Below are 15,311 nucleotides of genomic sequence, written 5' to 3'. Positions count from 1 at the left end.
TTGTCCGATGATGGTAGAAGACCGCTGCAGGCCAAGTAATGGCACCGCGAGCGCATAAAATATAATAATTCTCATCAAGCTTAAAGACGTTGTTACATTTCCACGCCCGCAACGCGCGCTCCCCGCTAAATCCGCCCTGATCGCTTTCGTTTAATCGGCAGCCTCCCTAGCTGATCCTTGGTGACAGCGGCCCTCTCATGGTCGGAAATCCTGCATGATCCCTCAACGCCTTACCCGTCGTGCCGTAACGCTCGCGCTGTGCCTGATCCCCGTGGCCGCATTCGCCACCTGGCAACTGTTGCCCGGCGAGGCCGAGCAGCGGCCGTTCGTCAGCGTCAGCCGTGGCAACATCGAATCCAGTGTCACCGCGCTGGGCACCCTGCAGCCCCGTCAGTACGTCGACGTGGGCGCACAGGCCTCCGGACAGATCCGCACGTTGCACGTAGAAGTCGGTGACACCGTCAAGCAAGGGCAGTTGCTGGTGGAAATCGACCCTGCCACGCAACAGGCCCAGCTGGATGCCGAGCGCTATGCCATCCAGACCCTGAAAGCGCAGGTCAAGGAGCAGCGTGCCGAGCATGTCCTGGCCGAACAACAGTTGCGTCGCCAGCAGCGGATGGCCAGCGACGGCGCCACGCGTGAAGAGGATGTGCAGACCGCCCAGGCCAAGGTGCTGACTACCCAGGCGCGCATCGACATGTATGAGGCGCAGATTCTCCAGGCGCAGGCTACGCTGCGCAGCGCGCAGGCTCAGTTGGGCTACACCCGCATCTACGCCCCGATCGGCGGTACCGTGGTGGCTGTCGATGCACGAGAAGGGCAAACCCTGAACGCGCAGCAGCGCACCCCGCTGATTCTGCGGATCGCCAAGCTGTCGCCGATGACGGTATGGGCCGAGGTCTCGGAAGCCGACATCGGCCAGGTCAAGACCGGCATGCAAGCCTACTTCACCACCCTGGGCAGCGGCGGCAGGCGCTGGACCAGCACTGTCAGGCAGATTCTGCCGATCCCGCCCAAACCGCTGGATCAGCTCAGCCAGGGCGGCGGCAGCCCGGTTGCCGCCGGTACGGCAAGCGGCAGCGGGACCGGCCGCGTGGTGCTCTACACCGTGCTGCTGGATGTCGACAACGATGACAACGCGCTGATGGCCGACATGACTGCCCAAGTGTTCTTCGTCGCCGGGTCTGCCAAGGATGTGTTGACCGTGCCCATCGCGGCGCTTCAGGGACGGGGCCAGGGCGAGGGGCTGCAGACTGCCCATGTGCTGACCGGCAAAGGCGACGTACAGACGCGCCAGGTACGTACCGGGCTCAGTGACCGCCTGCGCGTGCAGATACTCGACGGGCTTGCGGAAGGTGACAAACTGCTGATCGGCCCTGTTGGCGGTGAGGGTTGACATGAGCACTCCGCTGATAGAGCTGGTCGGCATCCGCAAATCCTACGGGGGCGGCGACAGCCCCCAGGTCGATGTGTTGCGCGGCATCGACCTGAAAGTCCATGCCGGAGAGTTCATCGCCATCGTCGGCACCTCGGGCTCTGGCAAGTCGACCCTGATGAACATCCTGGGTTGCCTCGACCGCCCAAGCGCCGGGCAGTATCGCTTCGCCGGCCAGGATGTTGCCGGCCTGAGCAATGACGAACTGGCCTGGTTGCGCCGCGAAGCGTTCGGGTTCGTGTTTCAGGGCTATCACCTGATCCCCTCCGCCTCGGCACAGGAAAACGTGGAGATGCCGGCGATATACGCCGGAACCACGGCGGCCCCGCGCGCCGAACGGGCCAAGGCCCTGCTGCAACGCCTGGGCCTGGGCGAGCGCACCGGCAATCGCCCGCGCCAGCTTTCAGGCGGCCAGCAACAACGGGTGTCCATCGCCCGGGCATTGATGAACGGCGGCCACATCATCCTGGCGGATGAGCCCACCGGTGCGCTGGACAGCCACAGTGGCACCGAGGTCATGCGCCTGCTGGATGAACTGGCCGAGCAAGGCCATGTGGTGATCCTGATCACCCACGACCGCGATGTGGCCGCCCGGGCCCAGCGCATCATCGAGATCCGCGACGGCGAAGTGATCAGTGACAGCGGCGCCGACCAGGCGCCGCCACCGCGTCGCCCTGGTGCGCTGCAAGCCGTCGATCTGGCCGGGCGCCTGGTGCGTGCCGACAGCCAGGGCAGCCCCTGGCTGGGCGAAACCCGGGACGCCCTGCAGGCCGCCTGGCGGGTCATGTGGAGCAACCGCACACGCACCGCGCTGACCCTGCTGGGGATCATCATCGGCGTCGCGTCGGTGGTCGTCATGCTGGCAGTGGGTGAAGGCAGCAAGCGCCAGGTCATGGCCCAGATGGGCGCGTTCGGCTCGAACATCATCTTCATGAACGGTGCCCCTCCAACACCGCGCGCTCCGCCCGGCAACGTTCGCCTCAGCGACGTGCAGGCGCTGGCCGAGCTACCGCAAGTGAAGTCCATCATGCCGGCCATGACAGTGGAAGCGCAGGTGCGCTTCGGCAATCGCGACCTGGAATCGACCATCGGCGGCTATTCGCCTGTGTTCCCGACGCTGATGAGCTGGCCCGTCAGCGAAGGCAGCTTCTTTACCGACAACGACCTGGCCACGGCTGCGACCGTGGCGGTGATCGGCTCGGAGGTGCGCAAGAAGCTGTTCGTCGACGGCCAGGACCCGATCGGCCAGTACATCCTCATCGAGAACGTGCCCTTCCAGGTGATCGGCGTGCTCGCCAGCAAAGGTTCAAGTGGCGCCAACCAGCGAAACGACCTGCGCATCGCCGTGCCGTACTCAGCGATATCCATACGTCTTTCCGGCACGCAACACCCGGAATACGTGATCATCGGCGCCGCGGACAGTACCCAGGTGCATGACACCGAACGCGCGATACGCCAACTGATGCTGAGCCTGCACGGTGGCATCGAAGACTTCGAGATCGACAACAGCGCGGCGATGATCCAGGCCGAGGCGGCGACACGCAACGGGTTGTCCCTGATGCTTGGCGCCATTGCCGCCATTTCGCTGCTGGTCGGCGGGATCGGTGTGATGAACGTGATGCTCATGACCGTCCGCGAACGCACCCGCGAAATCGGCATCCGCATTGCCACTGGCGCCCGACAGCGCGACATCCTGCGTCAGTTCCTGACTGAAGCCGTGGTGCTTTCGCTGACCGGCGGCCTGATCGGCGTCTGTCTGGCGTTGCTGATCGGCGTGGTACTCAGCCTGGCCAAGGTGGCCGTGGCGTTTTCTGCCCTGGCGATAGTGGGCGCCTTCGCCTGCTCGGTAGCCACGGGCGTCATCTTCGGTTTCATGCCCGCGCGCAAAGCCGCCGCCCTCGACCCTGTCGCCGCCCTGACCAGTGAATGACCATGACCAGAACCCCGTTTTTACTGCTACCGCTGCTGACCATCCTGGGTGCTTGCAGCCACACCCCTGCGCCATTGGACAGCGGTATCGCTGCACCTGCCCGCTGGCAAAGTCCGGCTGGCGGCACGGCGGCCTCCGCGCAATGGTGGACAACGTTCAATAGCGCTCAACTGAGCCAACTGATCGAGCAGGCGCGCCAGGGCAGTCATGACCTGCGCGCCGCCATGGCCAGGGTCAGGCAGGCACAGGCCGACCTGCGTATTGCCGGCGGCCCCCTGCTACCGCGCCTCGACGCCAGCGCCGACGCCTATCACCAGCGCTTGCTACGAGGCCAAGGGTACAGCGAGCAGGACACGTCGAACCGCGAGCGGACCTACCGCTACTTCAACACGGCCCTGACGACCAGCTACGAGCTGGACTTCTGGGGTAAAAATGCCGCTGCGCGTGACAGTGCCCGCCTTGGCCTGCAAGCCACTGCACGTGACCGTGACACGCTCGAACTGAGCCTGACGAGCAGCGTTGCCGATACCTACCTGAGCGCCCTCGCCGCTCGCGAGCAGGCACGCATCGCCGCGCTTAACCTGGAAAACGCCGACAAGGTCCTGAGCCTTGTGCGAACGCGATTCCAGGCCGGGTCGTCGACTGCCCTGGAACTGGCCCAGCAAGAGAGCCTTGTGGCCAACCAGCGACAACAGTTGCCGCTCTACCAACAAGAGGCCCGCGATGCGCAGATCACCCTGGCAACCCTGCTTGGCGTGCCGGTCCAGGCGCTGGAACTGGCCGATCAGCCTTTCGATCAACTGAGCGGCCCGAGCATTGCCGCCGGCATTCCCAGCCAACTGCTGACGCGCCGCCCGGATATCGCTGGCGCAGAGGCGCGCCTGGCTGCGGCTCAGGCGGATGTCAGCGTTGCGCGGGCAGCACTGTTCCCCACGGTGAGCTTGACGGCCAGCCTGGCCACTGGCGACAGAAAAGCCATCGACCTGCTGCGCAATCCGGCGCTCAACCTCGGTGCCGGTCTGACGGCGCCCATTTTCAATAATGGCGCCTTGCGCGCCGAGCGTGATCGCGCCATCGCTCGCCAGGACGAGCTGCTCGAGGCCTATCGCAACGTGCTGATCACCAGTTTCGGCGAAGTCGAGAAGGCCTTGAACAGCGTCGACGGCCTGGACCGCCAGACACAGTGGCAGCATGAAGCGCTCACCCAAGCGCAACGCGCGTTCGATCTGGCCGAGAACCGCTACCGGGCCGGGGCCGAAGACCTGCTCAGCGTGCTGGAAGCGCAACGCAGCCTGTTTACAGCACAGGCCGAACGGGTACGGCTGCGCAAGGCACGTTTGCAGGCCAGTGTTGCGCTTTACAAGGCATTGGGCGGTGGCTGGACGGCATCGGACACACTGATGACAGCGAGGTAGGCAAGCCCCCCGACGGGAGCCCTACCTGCTGCAACACCGGCCAAAAATCGTCAACGCTACAAACCGTCACGTCGCGGGCCGGGTGCCAGATGGCGGGCATACCAAGGCCGCTGAGGCACCCTGTCGGCCAGGCGATCGCCGTCTTCTTCAGGGCTGAAAATGACCTGCAAGGCCAGCTTCATGGTCTCGATGTCCAGTTTCCCGGTGCCGCCGCCATTGCCCAGCCCCCAGGCACCGCAACCTTCACGCGAAGGCCCCAGCCAAGGCTCGGCCACACGCACCCAGCGCCCTGGCGCAAACCACGGAATGCCATCGATCATCTTCGGCTTCACTTCCCCCGGGTGCGCCTGCTGGTGGGCCAGGTACCAATCGTTCAGGCGGTCGTCGATCCAGCCATGAAAGGCCCAGAACACCGGGTTGACGTGGGAGGAAAACGGATCGCCGAGGAAGTCGTTCTCGGCGCGGAACCAGCGTTCGGAAAAATCGTAGTTGCGACGCCCGTAAGGCATCGGGTAATCCGAGTTCGGGTCACGCCCCAGGGATGCCCAACGCATGTGCAGCCAATCGTGGATCCCCAATTCGATGCGTGAACCCAACTCTCCCAGACACAGGGTGCTGAGGTATTGCGGATCATGCAGCTGGGCCTCCCACAGTTGGAAGTTAGCGTGCAGCCCCTGGCTGCTCTTGACGTAGTACAGCCACTGGCTGAAGGCTTCATCGCCGGCCGCCTGCCAGTTGGGCGGGACGCTGTAGCCGTCGCGATTGTCGAGGTAATCGAAAAACGCCTGAACACCCTGCCCGATCGATGGACGTGCCGCAGGCAGGCTTGCCCAGGAACGCAGGTCCTGGACCTCGCGCACGCCATGCAGCATGTGCCGATGCATGAACAGAAAATCCTCGCCGGAGCCGTTGCGATGGCGATCATGCCCGCGTGCGTTGCGCTCCTTGCCCAATGGGCCGACCTGCCAACCCAGCGCACGCACCATCTGCCGCCGGGACTCATCGATGCGGTGCCAGCGATCGCGGCTGGCGTGCCAGAGCTGGTGATAGTAGCGACGCTGCGGTGAAATCAGGTCCTCGTGCAGGGCCGCCACGTATGGCAGCCGCTCACGCGCCAGAACGAACGGTCGGCGGACGGCGACAAAGCTCGCTTGCGCCCCGGAATGCCCCGCCTGCGTCCCTGCCAGGCGTAGGTGCCCACTCAGGGTTGCGCTGCCTCCACCCTCGCTCCAGTCGCCCCATATTTCATCCAGCACGGCATCGCAGTCATAGGCCTCGCCAGAACCCGCCATCATCTTCAGTTGCACCTTCGGCAGCCGGTCGGCAGCCAGCGGGCCGTATACCTGCAAACCCTGACCGCCATAGGGCGCAGTACCCAGGTAGCCGCGCACGGCACGGGCACCCTGCCCTACGTCGAGCAGCAGCTGCTGCGGCCGGGCCAGCTCGGCCAGTGCCGGGTGATCGCTCGTCATGCGCCAGTCCCAGATCCCGACCAGGCGTTCACCTAACAGCGCATTGGGCAGGTCATCGACCGGCACCGCAGGCTCGTCACTGCTCAGCTCCGCTTCCTCGGCCCGCTGCCACGCCTGCCGTGCGTAATAGCCGGCAGGCAGTGCTACACCGGCGGCCACCAGGCCCGCCAGGATCTTACGACGTGACACTTTCATCCACTGTACTCATGACGTGACTCCTGCTGCGAAAACGAATGGTTGAGGGAGCGATTTAGAGGGTTGCTAAATTCTCTTGGGCTCGGCTCGTTTCACCCAGCAAGTTCGAACGGCATGGGGCCGTCGTGCAGGCGGTCGAGTACGCAATGAAGAAACAGGCTTTTTTTTCACGCAGATGGCCATGGGCTTTGGCACTTCTGCTCTTGCTCCTGGTGGCCGCAGGCGCCTGGTGGTATTGGGTCTACCTTGCCAAACACCCCTACGGCCGGGAAATCGAACAGCGGGCCAACGCCCTGCAGGCGCGCATCCCGGCCCTGGATGCGCACCTTGACGTGCCGCTGAGCTATGGCACCGATGGCGAGGAAGCAAACCGTGACGGCCCGACCCAGTTCGACCTGGTGAAAGCCGCCAAAGGCCGCCTGAGCGGCGCCTCGATCGCAATCTGGTCATGGCCGGAGTTCTGGAGTGGCTCCAATTGGCCGCACCGCCCCACACCCGGGTTCGAGGCGGCGATGGCCAACGAACTGGAAGTTCGCTATCGGATCATCACCAGCATCGCCAAGGACTACCCTGCGCAGGCCGGCATCGCCTACACCCCTGCCGACTTCCGCCGACTGGTCAGTGAAGGCAAGTTCGCCATCATCATCAGCCTGCTCAACGCCGCCCCCCTTGGCGACGACATCGACAAGCTGGACCACTGGGCCGCACGCGGCATGCGGGTGTTCGGGCCAGGCTACGTCGGCAACAACAGCTGGGTCGACTCGGCGCGCCCACTGCCCTTCCTGGGCGATTCGGTCGACCCGCTGGGCGGTCTTTCCGACATCGGTCGTCGCGCCATCACCCGGCTCAACGACCTTGGCGTGGTCATCGACGTCTCGCAGATGTCCAGCCAGGCCCTGACCCAGGTCACCCAGCTGAGCCGCGCACCGGTCATGGCCTCGCACACGGGGGTGCAAGGCATGATGGACATTCGCCGCAACCTCAGCGACGCGGACCTGGCACACATCAAGGCCACCGACGGGCTGGTCAACATCGTGGCCTACTCCCACTACCTCAAGCCGTTCTCGCGCCCGACCATCGAAAAGATGAACGCGTTACGCGCCAAGCACGGCCTGCCAGACGTACAGAACCAAACCCAGATGGGCACCACCACCGACCCGGTGTTCTCGATCTGGTCGGAGAAAAAGTTCGGTGAATACCTCACGCCGTTCTACGACATCCTCGGCGCCGAGCCCGAAGCGACCCTCGCCGACTACGTCGACTCGATCGACTACGCGGTGAAGAAGATCGGTATCGACCATGTCGGTATCAGTTCCGACTTCAACGACGGCGGCGGTGTGGTTGGCTGGGAAAATGTCAGCCAGAGCCGCAACGTCACTGCCGAACTGATGCAGCGCGGCTACTCCGACGAAGACATCGCCAAGCTCTGGGGCGCCAACTTCCTGCGTGTGTGGGAAGCCGCCCAGAAGGCCGCCAGGCCGGCCCCTCCTCCCGTTGCCCACTACCCGTAAGGAAACCCATGAAACGGCTGACCTCACTGATTGCCCTCGGTTGTCTCTCGCTGTCGCTCCAAGCCCTCGCTGCCGACCCTGCTGCACCGGGCAAGGTTTTCAAAGACTGCAAGGATTGCCCGGAAATGGTCGTGCTGCCTGCCGGCAGCTACGTGATGGGTACCCCCGATGACGAACTGGGCAAACAGGACGATGAAGGGCCGTTGCACACTGTGACATTCGCCAAGGCGTTCGCCATGAGTCGCTTCCATGTGACTGCCGGGCAATGGCAGGCCTATGCCAAGGAAACCCACACGGTGCTGCCCGACGGCGACGACCGCCCGGGGCGGCTGTGCAAGAACGGCAAGCCCAGCTACCCGCAAGGCCCGACGCAGCCTGCGGTCTGCATGACCTGGGATGAGGCGCGCGGCTACATCGCCTGGCTCGCCAAGAAGACCGGCAAGCCCTACCGCATGGTCAGCGAGGCCGAACGCGAGTACGCCGGCCGCGCCGGCTCCACCGGCCCCTTCCCGTTCCCCTTCGACCAGGAAGGGGAATATCAGATCAGCAAGCATGCCAACACCTACGGGCCGCGCGATGGCTTCACCTACACGGCACCGGTCGGCAGCTTCCCTGCCAATGCATTCGGCATGTACGACATGCATGGCAACGTCTACGAGTGGGTCGAGGACTGCTGGCATACCGATTATGTCGGCGCGCCCACCGACGGCAGCGCCTGGACCACCGGTGATACCTGCACACACCGGCAGATTCGCGGCAACGACTACCTGGAACCGCCCATCTTCTCCCGCTCGGGCAACCGCAACGAGCGCGAACCCGACGTGCGCGGCGACTGGCTGGGCTTTCGGGTAGCCCGCGCCCTTCAGGACGGTGAACCCAACTGACAATCCACAGGGAGAGTGACCATGCCCACCTTGAGCAGACGCCGTTTCGTCGCCGCCGCTACCTTGACCGGCCTCGCCCCCGCCATGCCCGCCTGGGCGGCAGGCGCCGCGAGCGACCCACCGGCGGACGATGCCATCATCCGCCTGGATTACAACGAGAGCCCGTATGGCCCCTGCCCTTCGGCACTCGAAGCAATGCACCAGGGTGCTCGCCAGAGCGGCCACTACTTTCCGGAACACGAATACCGCCTGGCTGAGCTGTTCGCCCGGCAAAACCAGGTACCCGAAGACCATGTGGCCGTCTTCTGCGGCTCCCGCTCGCCGTTGCAGTACGCCTTGGCTCGCCACGCCGAAAAGCGCAGCGTGGTCACCGCCGCGCCGACCTATGACTCGGTGGCCAATGGCGCCAGGGCTGTCGGCGCAACCGTGCATGAGGTGCCGCTCGATGCCCGTCACGCCCATGACGTACGCGGCATGCTTGCCGCCACCCGGCAACCCGGGGTGCTGTACCTGTGCAACCCCAACAATCCCACGGGCACGCTGACCCCACGCGCCGACATCGAGCACCTGGTCACCCACAAGCCGGCAGGCAGCCTGGCGATCATCGATGAGGCCTATATCCACTTTACCGACGCGCCCACCTGCCTGCACCTGGCGGTCAGCCATGACAACGTCATGGTCCTGAGAACGTTCTCCAAGCTCTATGGCATGGCCGGTGCCCGCCTGGGGCTAGTGGTCGGCAAACCGGCATTGCTCGCCGACCTGCAACGCCTGAACGGCTACAACTTCGTGCCACTTGCCGCCGCCATGGGCGGCATCGCCAGCCTGCAACAAGAAGGCCTGGTCAGTGAACGAAAACACATCAATCGAAGCATTCTGCGGAACACTATCGAGGCCCTGCAAAAGGCCGGCTACCGCTGCACCGACGCCCAGGCCAACTGCTTCATGGTGGCCCTCGGCCGCCCCGCCAAACCTGTGATCGAGGCACTCGCGCAACGCAACATCCGGGTCGGGCGGGTCTTCGAGGCGTGGCCGCAATGGATGCGTGTCAGTGTGGGTACGCCGGCGCAGATGCAGGCCTTCCTGAAGGCGTTTCTTGAAGTCATGCACGGCTGAGGTCAGCCGCCTAAATCCACCCTCCCTGGCTTCGTTTAACACCTACCCAACAGCAGCGCACGCAAGGCGCTGCTCCCCCCGCCAGCGTCGGCTGATCTACTCAGGAGCACATCATGTCCCAGCCCACCCGCGGCGCCGTGCAGGACCTCTTCGCCCTGCTCAAGCCGTTTAAATACACCGTCGCGCTTTCCGTCATCCTGGGCATGGTCGGCGGCCTCAGCATCACCTTTCTGCTGGCCACCATCAACCGGGCCCTGCACGACGATTCCGGCCTGACCCAAGGCGTGGTCTGGGGCTTCGCCGGGCTTTGCCTGGTGGCCCTCGCCAGCTCGGTGTTTTCCGACATCGGTAGCAACCGAGTGGGCCAGCACATCATTGCCGCCTTGCGCAAAACGCTGGGCGAGAAGGTGCTGTCGGCCCCCATCGAACAAATCGAGCGCTATCGCAGCCATCGGCTGATCCCGGTGTTGACGCACGACGTAGACACCATCAGCGATTTCGCCTTCGCCTTCGCGCCCCTGGCGATCGCCCTGACCGTCACCCTGGGCTGCCTGGGCTACCTGGCCATGCTGTCCTTGCCCATGTTCCTGCTGATCCTGACCGCTATCGCCCTCGGCACCGTCGTCCAGTACATCGCACGGGCCCGGGGCATGCAGGGGTTCGTCGCGGCGCGTGATGCCGAGGATGAGCTGCAACGACACTACAATGCGATCGCCGGTGGCGCCAAGGAGCTGCGCATCCACCGCGCTCGCCGCCAACGCATGTTCAGCCGCAACATCCAGGGCACGGCCGACCTGATTCGTGATACCCAGATCCGCTCCATCAATACCTTCGTCATCGCCAAGACCTTCGGCTCGATGCTGTTCTTCGTGGTCATCGGCCTGGCGCTCGCCTTGCAATCGTTATGGCCCAACAGCGACAAAGCGGTCATGAGCGGTTTCGTCCTGGTGCTGCTGTACATGAAAGGCCCACTGGAATACCTGATAGGCACGCTGCCAATCATCAGCCGCGCCCAGATCGCCTTGCGCCGGGTTGCCGAGCTCTCCGAACGGTTCTCCTCGCCAGAGCCGCACCTGCTGCTCGAAGACAAGGCCAGCCAGCTGCCCGCCTTGCGCACCCTCGAGCTGCGTGATGTGCGCTTTGCCTTCCCCCCGGTCGACGGCAACGCACCGTTTACCCTGGGGCCGGTAAACCTGCAGATCCGCCAGGGCGATATCGTTTTCATCGTCGGCGAGAACGGCTGTGGCAAGACCACCCTGATCAAGCTGCTGCTCGGCCTGTACCCGCCGCAACAGGGCGAGATTCGCATCAACGACCAGCCCATCACCGCGCAGGATCGCGACGATTATCGCCAGCTCTTCACCACCATCTTTTCCGATTACTACCTGTTCGACGACCCCTTCCTGGGCGCCAGGCAGGTGCCAGAGAGCGCCGAGGTCTATCTCAAGAGGCTTGAAATCGCACACAAGGTCAGCATCCGCGACGGCAGCTTCACCACCACCGACCTCTCGACCGGGCAACGCAAGCGGCTGGCGCTGATCAATGCCTGGCTCGAAGAACGCCCGGTGCTGGTGTTCGATGAGTGGGCTGCAGACCAGGACCCGACCTTCCGGCGCATCTTCTACACCGAACTGCTGCCCGAACTGAAACGCCTGGGCAAGACAATCATCGTCATCAGCCACGATGACCGCTATTTCGATGTCGCCGACCAATTGGTGCGCATGGCGGCCGGCAAGGTGGTCGTCGAGGCGTGCGTCGCCTGATGCAATAAAAGCGAAACATTTGCATTCCGGTTTGTCATCAGCCGTGCGTCATACCCCTAGTCACCCTAAAAAAAGATCTGCCCAGCCTATCCACTCAACATCTACAACGAGCACCGAAATGCCCACCCACCTTCGATTGAATCACCTGACCCGGGCGCTTGGCCTTCGACGCGCATTCAACGCCCAACTGCCAGCACTGGCCCTGAGCCTGGCCCTGCCCTTGGCTGCCCAGGCGCAAGATCAGCAACTGACCTTGAATATCCCGGCACAGCCCTTGAACTCGGCGCTGAAGGCATTTGCGGAGCAGACCGACGTGCAGGTGTTGTATGAGCCCGATGCCGTACAGAACCTGCGCTCAGGTGCGTTGAGCGGCCGCTACAGTCTGGATGAGTCGGTACGCGTGCTGCTTAGGGAAAGTGGCTTGCGCTATCAGCTGCGCGACAACACCTTGACCTTGCAGGCGGCCTACGAAGGTGGCAGCGCGATGCTACTCGATGCCACGAGTATCCAGTCCAGAACCCTGGGTGCCACGACCGAGGGAACAGGGTCTTACATCACCGGTTCCACCAATACCGCAACGAAGCTGGCCCTGTCGCCTCGCGAAACCCCACAGTCGGTCAGTGTGGTGACGCGTCGCCAGATGGACGACCAGAACATGCAGTCACTCGACGATGTCGCGCGCGCTGCCACCGGTATCAATACTGTGAAGGACTTCGGTACCGAGCGTTCGCGTTACTTCTCACGGGGTTTCCAGGTCAACGACCTGCAGTACGACGGTGTGCCAAGCAGCATCTCGGAAAGTTTCTCCATGGACGTCACTTCGGTGAACAACATGGCGATCTATGATCGGGTCGAGATCGTTCGCGGCGCGAACGGCCTGATGCAAGGCGCCGGCTCGCCCTCGGCAGCGATCAACCTGGTGCGCAAGCGCCCGGGCGATACCTACCAGATGAAGGCCGAGATCGGCGCAGGGTCCTGGGACAACTACCGCGGCCAGATCGACGTTGGTGGCCCGCTCAATGCCGAAGGAACCCTTCGCGGGCGCACGGTCATGCTCTACAGTGCCGGCAACAGTTTCGTGGACAGGGCCAACAAGGACAACCAGCTGTTCTATGCGATCGGCGAAGCCGACCTGAGCGACTGGACAACGGTCAGCCTGGGTACTGTGTTGCAGAAGGACAACAATGGCGGATATGACTGGGGCGGCTTGCCAACTCAGAAAAGCGGCAGCTTTTACCCCTTCTCCCGATCGACTTCCTTCGCGCCGGGCTGGGCACACCTGAACAAGATCAACCGCACCGTGTTCGGCGACGTTCGCCACGAATTCAACGAGGACTGGAAGCTGACCGTGAACGGCAGCATGACCTGGTCCAATGCTGACTTCCTGGCCTTGTACGGCACCAACGTGGGCAACGACCAGCTCCAACTGCGTACCAACGATACCAAGTACGACGACGAGCAGATCAGCCTCGATGCGGCGCTCAATGGTGCGTTCGACCTGTTCGGTCGCAAGCACGAGCTGGTCTTCGGTGCTACGGCACGCAAGGATCGCTTCATTAACGAATCGCGTTACAACAACAACCCCACGACCGTCGACATTCTCGATTTCGACCCTCACCTGGTCGCCACCCCTACCTACAGTGGCGAGCGCGAGCAGTACCGGGCGGTGCGCAAGGACAAGGGGGTTTATGCCGCGACGCGCCTGAACGCTACCGACGATCTGCACGTGATCCTGGGCAGCCGCCTGAGCTCGGTGAAGTACGAGTCACCGGATGAGATGGAACCGTTCGAGGAAAAGAACAAGATCATCCCGTATGGCGGCATCGTCTACGATGTCACCGACAACACCTCGGTCTATGCCAGCTACACCGAAATCTACCAACTGCAGGCCAACTATGGCCTGGATAACAAGTTGCTCAGCCCGATCACCGGCACCAACTACGAAGTCGGGATCAAGAACGAGTTTCTGGGTGGCCGCGTCAACACCGCCATCGCGCTCTTCCAGGTAGACCAGAGCCACATGCCTCAGGTGATCAGCGGGGCACAGCGCGTCTGCGGGCCAACCCGTGCCTCCAGTTGCTATGAGGAAGGCGGCAAGGTACGCAACCGTGGTTTCGACATCGAGGTCGGGGGTGAGGTCCTGCCGCAGTGGAACGTGATGGCGGGGTACACCTACAGCCATCCCGAGTATGTCGCCGGCGCCAGGAAGGGTACTGACTACTCGACCGAAACGGCCCCGCAACGACTGTTCAAGGTCGCGACCAACTATCAGTTGCCTGGCCGTTTCCAGGACTGGAGAGTCGGTGGCAACGTCTACCACCAGAGCAAGATCTACCTGGGCGATGTGAAGCAGAGCGCCTACAACCTTGTCGATCTCAACACGCAGTACAAGATCAACAACAACTTGAGCGTGCAACTCAACCTGAACAACGTGTTCGACAAGAAGTACTATTCGTCTGTCTTCAACAGCAACCTGGGCAACTACTTCGGCGCACCGCGTAACTTTGGCCTTACCCTGCGCTACGAAAACTGAAGCCGCTGGGCTGACCTTAGCCCGGAATGCAAAAATCCGATGCCCGGAAACGAGCATCGGATTTTTTGCGTCCCGGCCAACGTTATCGGCTGCCGATACCTTCGGCCTGCAACCAACGGCGCACGCCGTCGGCCAGCTGGTCGTAGACCTCCGTGACTTCCGGCACGATGGACAGTGTTCGCAGCAGATCGTGAGTCAGGCCCTCTGCCACGATACATTCAACGTCCACCCCGGCCTGCTCAAGCCGCGCCGCGTAGGCCTTGCCTTCATCCAGCAGCGGGTCCAGGCCTGCCAACAGAATGATCGCAGGTGCAAGCCCCGCAAGCTCATCCGCCAGCAACGGTGAGAAACGCCAATCCCGGCGGTCTTCGTCGGACTGCGCGTACTGCGCGTAGAACCAGTCGAGTGTCTCGTCTTCCAACAAATACCCTTCACCGAACACGGTGTGCGACGAACGCTTGCAGCTTGCATCCGTTATCGGGTAGCACAGCAGCTGGCCGACAGGCGTTATCGCCGCCTGCGGGCCCTGCCTTGCAGCTTCGATCGCCAGCGCAGTGGCCAAGGTGGCACCTGCGCTGTCGCCGGCGAACACGACCCGGGCCGGGTCGAGCCCCAGGCGGCGACCCTGGGTCGCCAGCCACTGCACGGCATCTGCGCAGTCCTCGTGGGCCGTCGGGAACCGGTGTTCCGGGGCAAGCCGGTAACCGACCGAAAGCACCGCGCAACGGGTACGCCCGGCAAGCTCTCGGCATACGCCGTCGTGCGAATCCAGGCTGCCTACCACGTAGCCCCCACCGTGGAAATACAGCACCACTGGCAAGTTCTCGCCCGCGTCAACCGAGGGTCGGTAAAGCCGTAACGCAAGCGAACTGCCATCGCGCACGACAGCCGACAGGTCTTCGACCCGCAGATCCCAAGGCACGGGCCAGCGCAGTCGTTGCGAAGACGACTCGAAGGTTGCCCGTGCCTGGGCCGGAGAAAGCGCGTGCAGCGGTTTGATATCCAGGTTCAAGCCAGCCAGGTCGAGGAAGGCTTCCAACGCGTTATTCAACATGAA

Annotated in this window: 10 protein-coding genes; 8 read left to right on the top strand and 2 right to left on the bottom strand. The window is 63.4% G+C overall.

Features of this window, described 5'->3' with window-relative positions:
• Positions 1-214 precede the first annotated feature (214 nt).
• From D8767_RS09935 to D8767_RS09925, 3 genes are read left to right on the top strand one after another with little or no spacing between them, the layout of a single operon-like run.
• Positions 215-1,396, top strand: coding sequence for an efflux RND transporter periplasmic adaptor subunit (locus D8767_RS09935; RefSeq protein WP_016711663.1), 1,182 nt, complete (start codon positions 215-217; stop codon positions 1,394-1,396).
• Position 1,397: 1 nt separating this feature from the next.
• The gene (locus D8767_RS09930) at positions 1,398-3,365 is read left to right on the top strand and encodes a MacB family efflux pump subunit (RefSeq protein WP_016711664.1); all 1,968 of its coding nucleotides are present in this window, start codon (positions 1,398-1,400) and stop codon (positions 3,363-3,365) included.
• Positions 3,362-4,780, top strand: coding sequence for an efflux transporter outer membrane subunit (locus D8767_RS09925; RefSeq protein ID WP_016711665.1), 1,419 nt, complete (start codon positions 3,362-3,364; stop codon positions 4,778-4,780). Before D8767_RS09930 ends, D8767_RS09925 begins: the two co-directional genes overlap by 4 nt.
• A 56-nt stretch (positions 4,781-4,836) precedes the next feature.
• Here D8767_RS09925 and D8767_RS09920 read toward each other — a convergent pair whose 3' ends face one another.
• A complete protein-coding gene (locus tag D8767_RS09920; protein ID WP_016711666.1) occupies positions 4,837-6,447 on the bottom strand; it encodes a hypothetical protein in 1,611 nt (536 codons plus the stop codon).
• Between the two features lie 146 nt (positions 6,448-6,593).
• On the opposite strand from D8767_RS09920, the gene D8767_RS09915 reads away from it, so the two are divergent.
• The 5 genes from D8767_RS09915 to D8767_RS09895 all read left to right on the top strand — a co-directional run bounded on the left by D8767_RS09915 (position 6,594) and on the right by D8767_RS09895 (position 14,254).
• Positions 6,594-7,958 (top strand): dipeptidase, encoded by a 1,365-nt coding sequence (locus D8767_RS09915; protein ID WP_050545235.1) that lies wholly within the window; start codon positions 6,594-6,596, stop codon positions 7,956-7,958.
• 8 nt (positions 7,959-7,966) lie between these two features.
• On the top strand, positions 7,967-8,842 hold the full coding sequence (locus tag D8767_RS09910) for a formylglycine-generating enzyme family protein (RefSeq protein WP_016711668.1): 876 nt from the start codon (positions 7,967-7,969) through the stop codon (positions 8,840-8,842).
• 21 nt (positions 8,843-8,863) lie between these two features.
• Positions 8,864-9,958 (top strand): aminotransferase class I/II-fold pyridoxal phosphate-dependent enzyme, encoded by a 1,095-nt coding sequence (locus D8767_RS09905; RefSeq protein WP_016711669.1) that lies wholly within the window; start codon positions 8,864-8,866, stop codon positions 9,956-9,958.
• Positions 9,959-10,071: 113 nt separating this feature from the next.
• Positions 10,072-11,721 (top strand): cyclic peptide export ABC transporter, encoded by a 1,650-nt coding sequence (locus D8767_RS09900; RefSeq protein ID WP_016711670.1) that lies wholly within the window; start codon positions 10,072-10,074, stop codon positions 11,719-11,721.
• Positions 11,722-11,839: 118 nt separating this feature from the next.
• Entirely contained in the window at positions 11,840-14,254 is a 2,415-nt protein-coding gene (locus D8767_RS09895; RefSeq protein ID WP_016711671.1) for a TonB-dependent receptor, read from the top strand.
• Between the two features lie 82 nt (positions 14,255-14,336).
• On the opposite strand, the gene D8767_RS09890 is transcribed toward D8767_RS09895, so the two are convergent.
• Positions 14,337-15,308 (bottom strand): alpha/beta hydrolase, encoded by a 972-nt coding sequence (locus D8767_RS09890; RefSeq protein WP_016711672.1) that lies wholly within the window; start codon positions 15,306-15,308, stop codon positions 14,337-14,339.
• Positions 15,309-15,311 lie beyond the last annotated feature (3 nt).

It is taken from the genome of Pseudomonas sp. LTGT-11-2Z, assembly GCF_003691445.1.
GTDB classification, from domain to species: domain Bacteria; phylum Pseudomonadota; class Gammaproteobacteria; order Pseudomonadales; family Pseudomonadaceae; genus Aquipseudomonas; species Aquipseudomonas monteilii.
Note: the sequence above shows the minus strand (reverse complement) of the source record. Positions and strands in the feature narration are given on the sequence as shown.

Bases quoted from the DNA above. Each gene is read 5' to 3' on its own strand.
- D8767_RS09915 (WP_050545235.1), top strand. From the start codon at position 6,594: ATGAAGAAACAGGCTTTTTTTTCACGCAGATGGCCATGGGCTTTGGCA.
- D8767_RS09910 (WP_016711668.1), top strand. From the start codon at position 7,967: ATGAAACGGCTGACCTCACTGATTGCCCTCGGTTGTCTCTCGCTGTCG.
- D8767_RS09895 (WP_016711671.1), top strand. From the start codon at position 11,840: ATGCCCACCCACCTTCGATTGAATCACCTGACCCGGGCGCTTGGCCTT.
- D8767_RS09930 (WP_016711664.1), top strand. From the start codon at position 1,398: ATGAGCACTCCGCTGATAGAGCTGGTCGGCATCCGCAAATCCTACGGG.
- D8767_RS09925 (WP_016711665.1), top strand. From the start codon at position 3,362: ATGACCATGACCAGAACCCCGTTTTTACTGCTACCGCTGCTGACCATC.
- D8767_RS09920 (WP_016711666.1), bottom strand. From the start codon at position 6,447: ATGAAAGTGTCACGTCGTAAGATCCTGGCGGGCCTGGTGGCCGCCGGT.
- D8767_RS09900 (WP_016711670.1), top strand. From the start codon at position 10,072: ATGTCCCAGCCCACCCGCGGCGCCGTGCAGGACCTCTTCGCCCTGCTC.
- D8767_RS09935 (WP_016711663.1), top strand. From the start codon at position 215: ATGATCCCTCAACGCCTTACCCGTCGTGCCGTAACGCTCGCGCTGTGC.
- D8767_RS09890 (WP_016711672.1), bottom strand. From the start codon at position 15,308: ATGTTGAATAACGCGTTGGAAGCCTTCCTCGACCTGGCTGGCTTGAAC.
- D8767_RS09905 (WP_016711669.1), top strand. From the start codon at position 8,864: ATGCCCACCTTGAGCAGACGCCGTTTCGTCGCCGCCGCTACCTTGACC.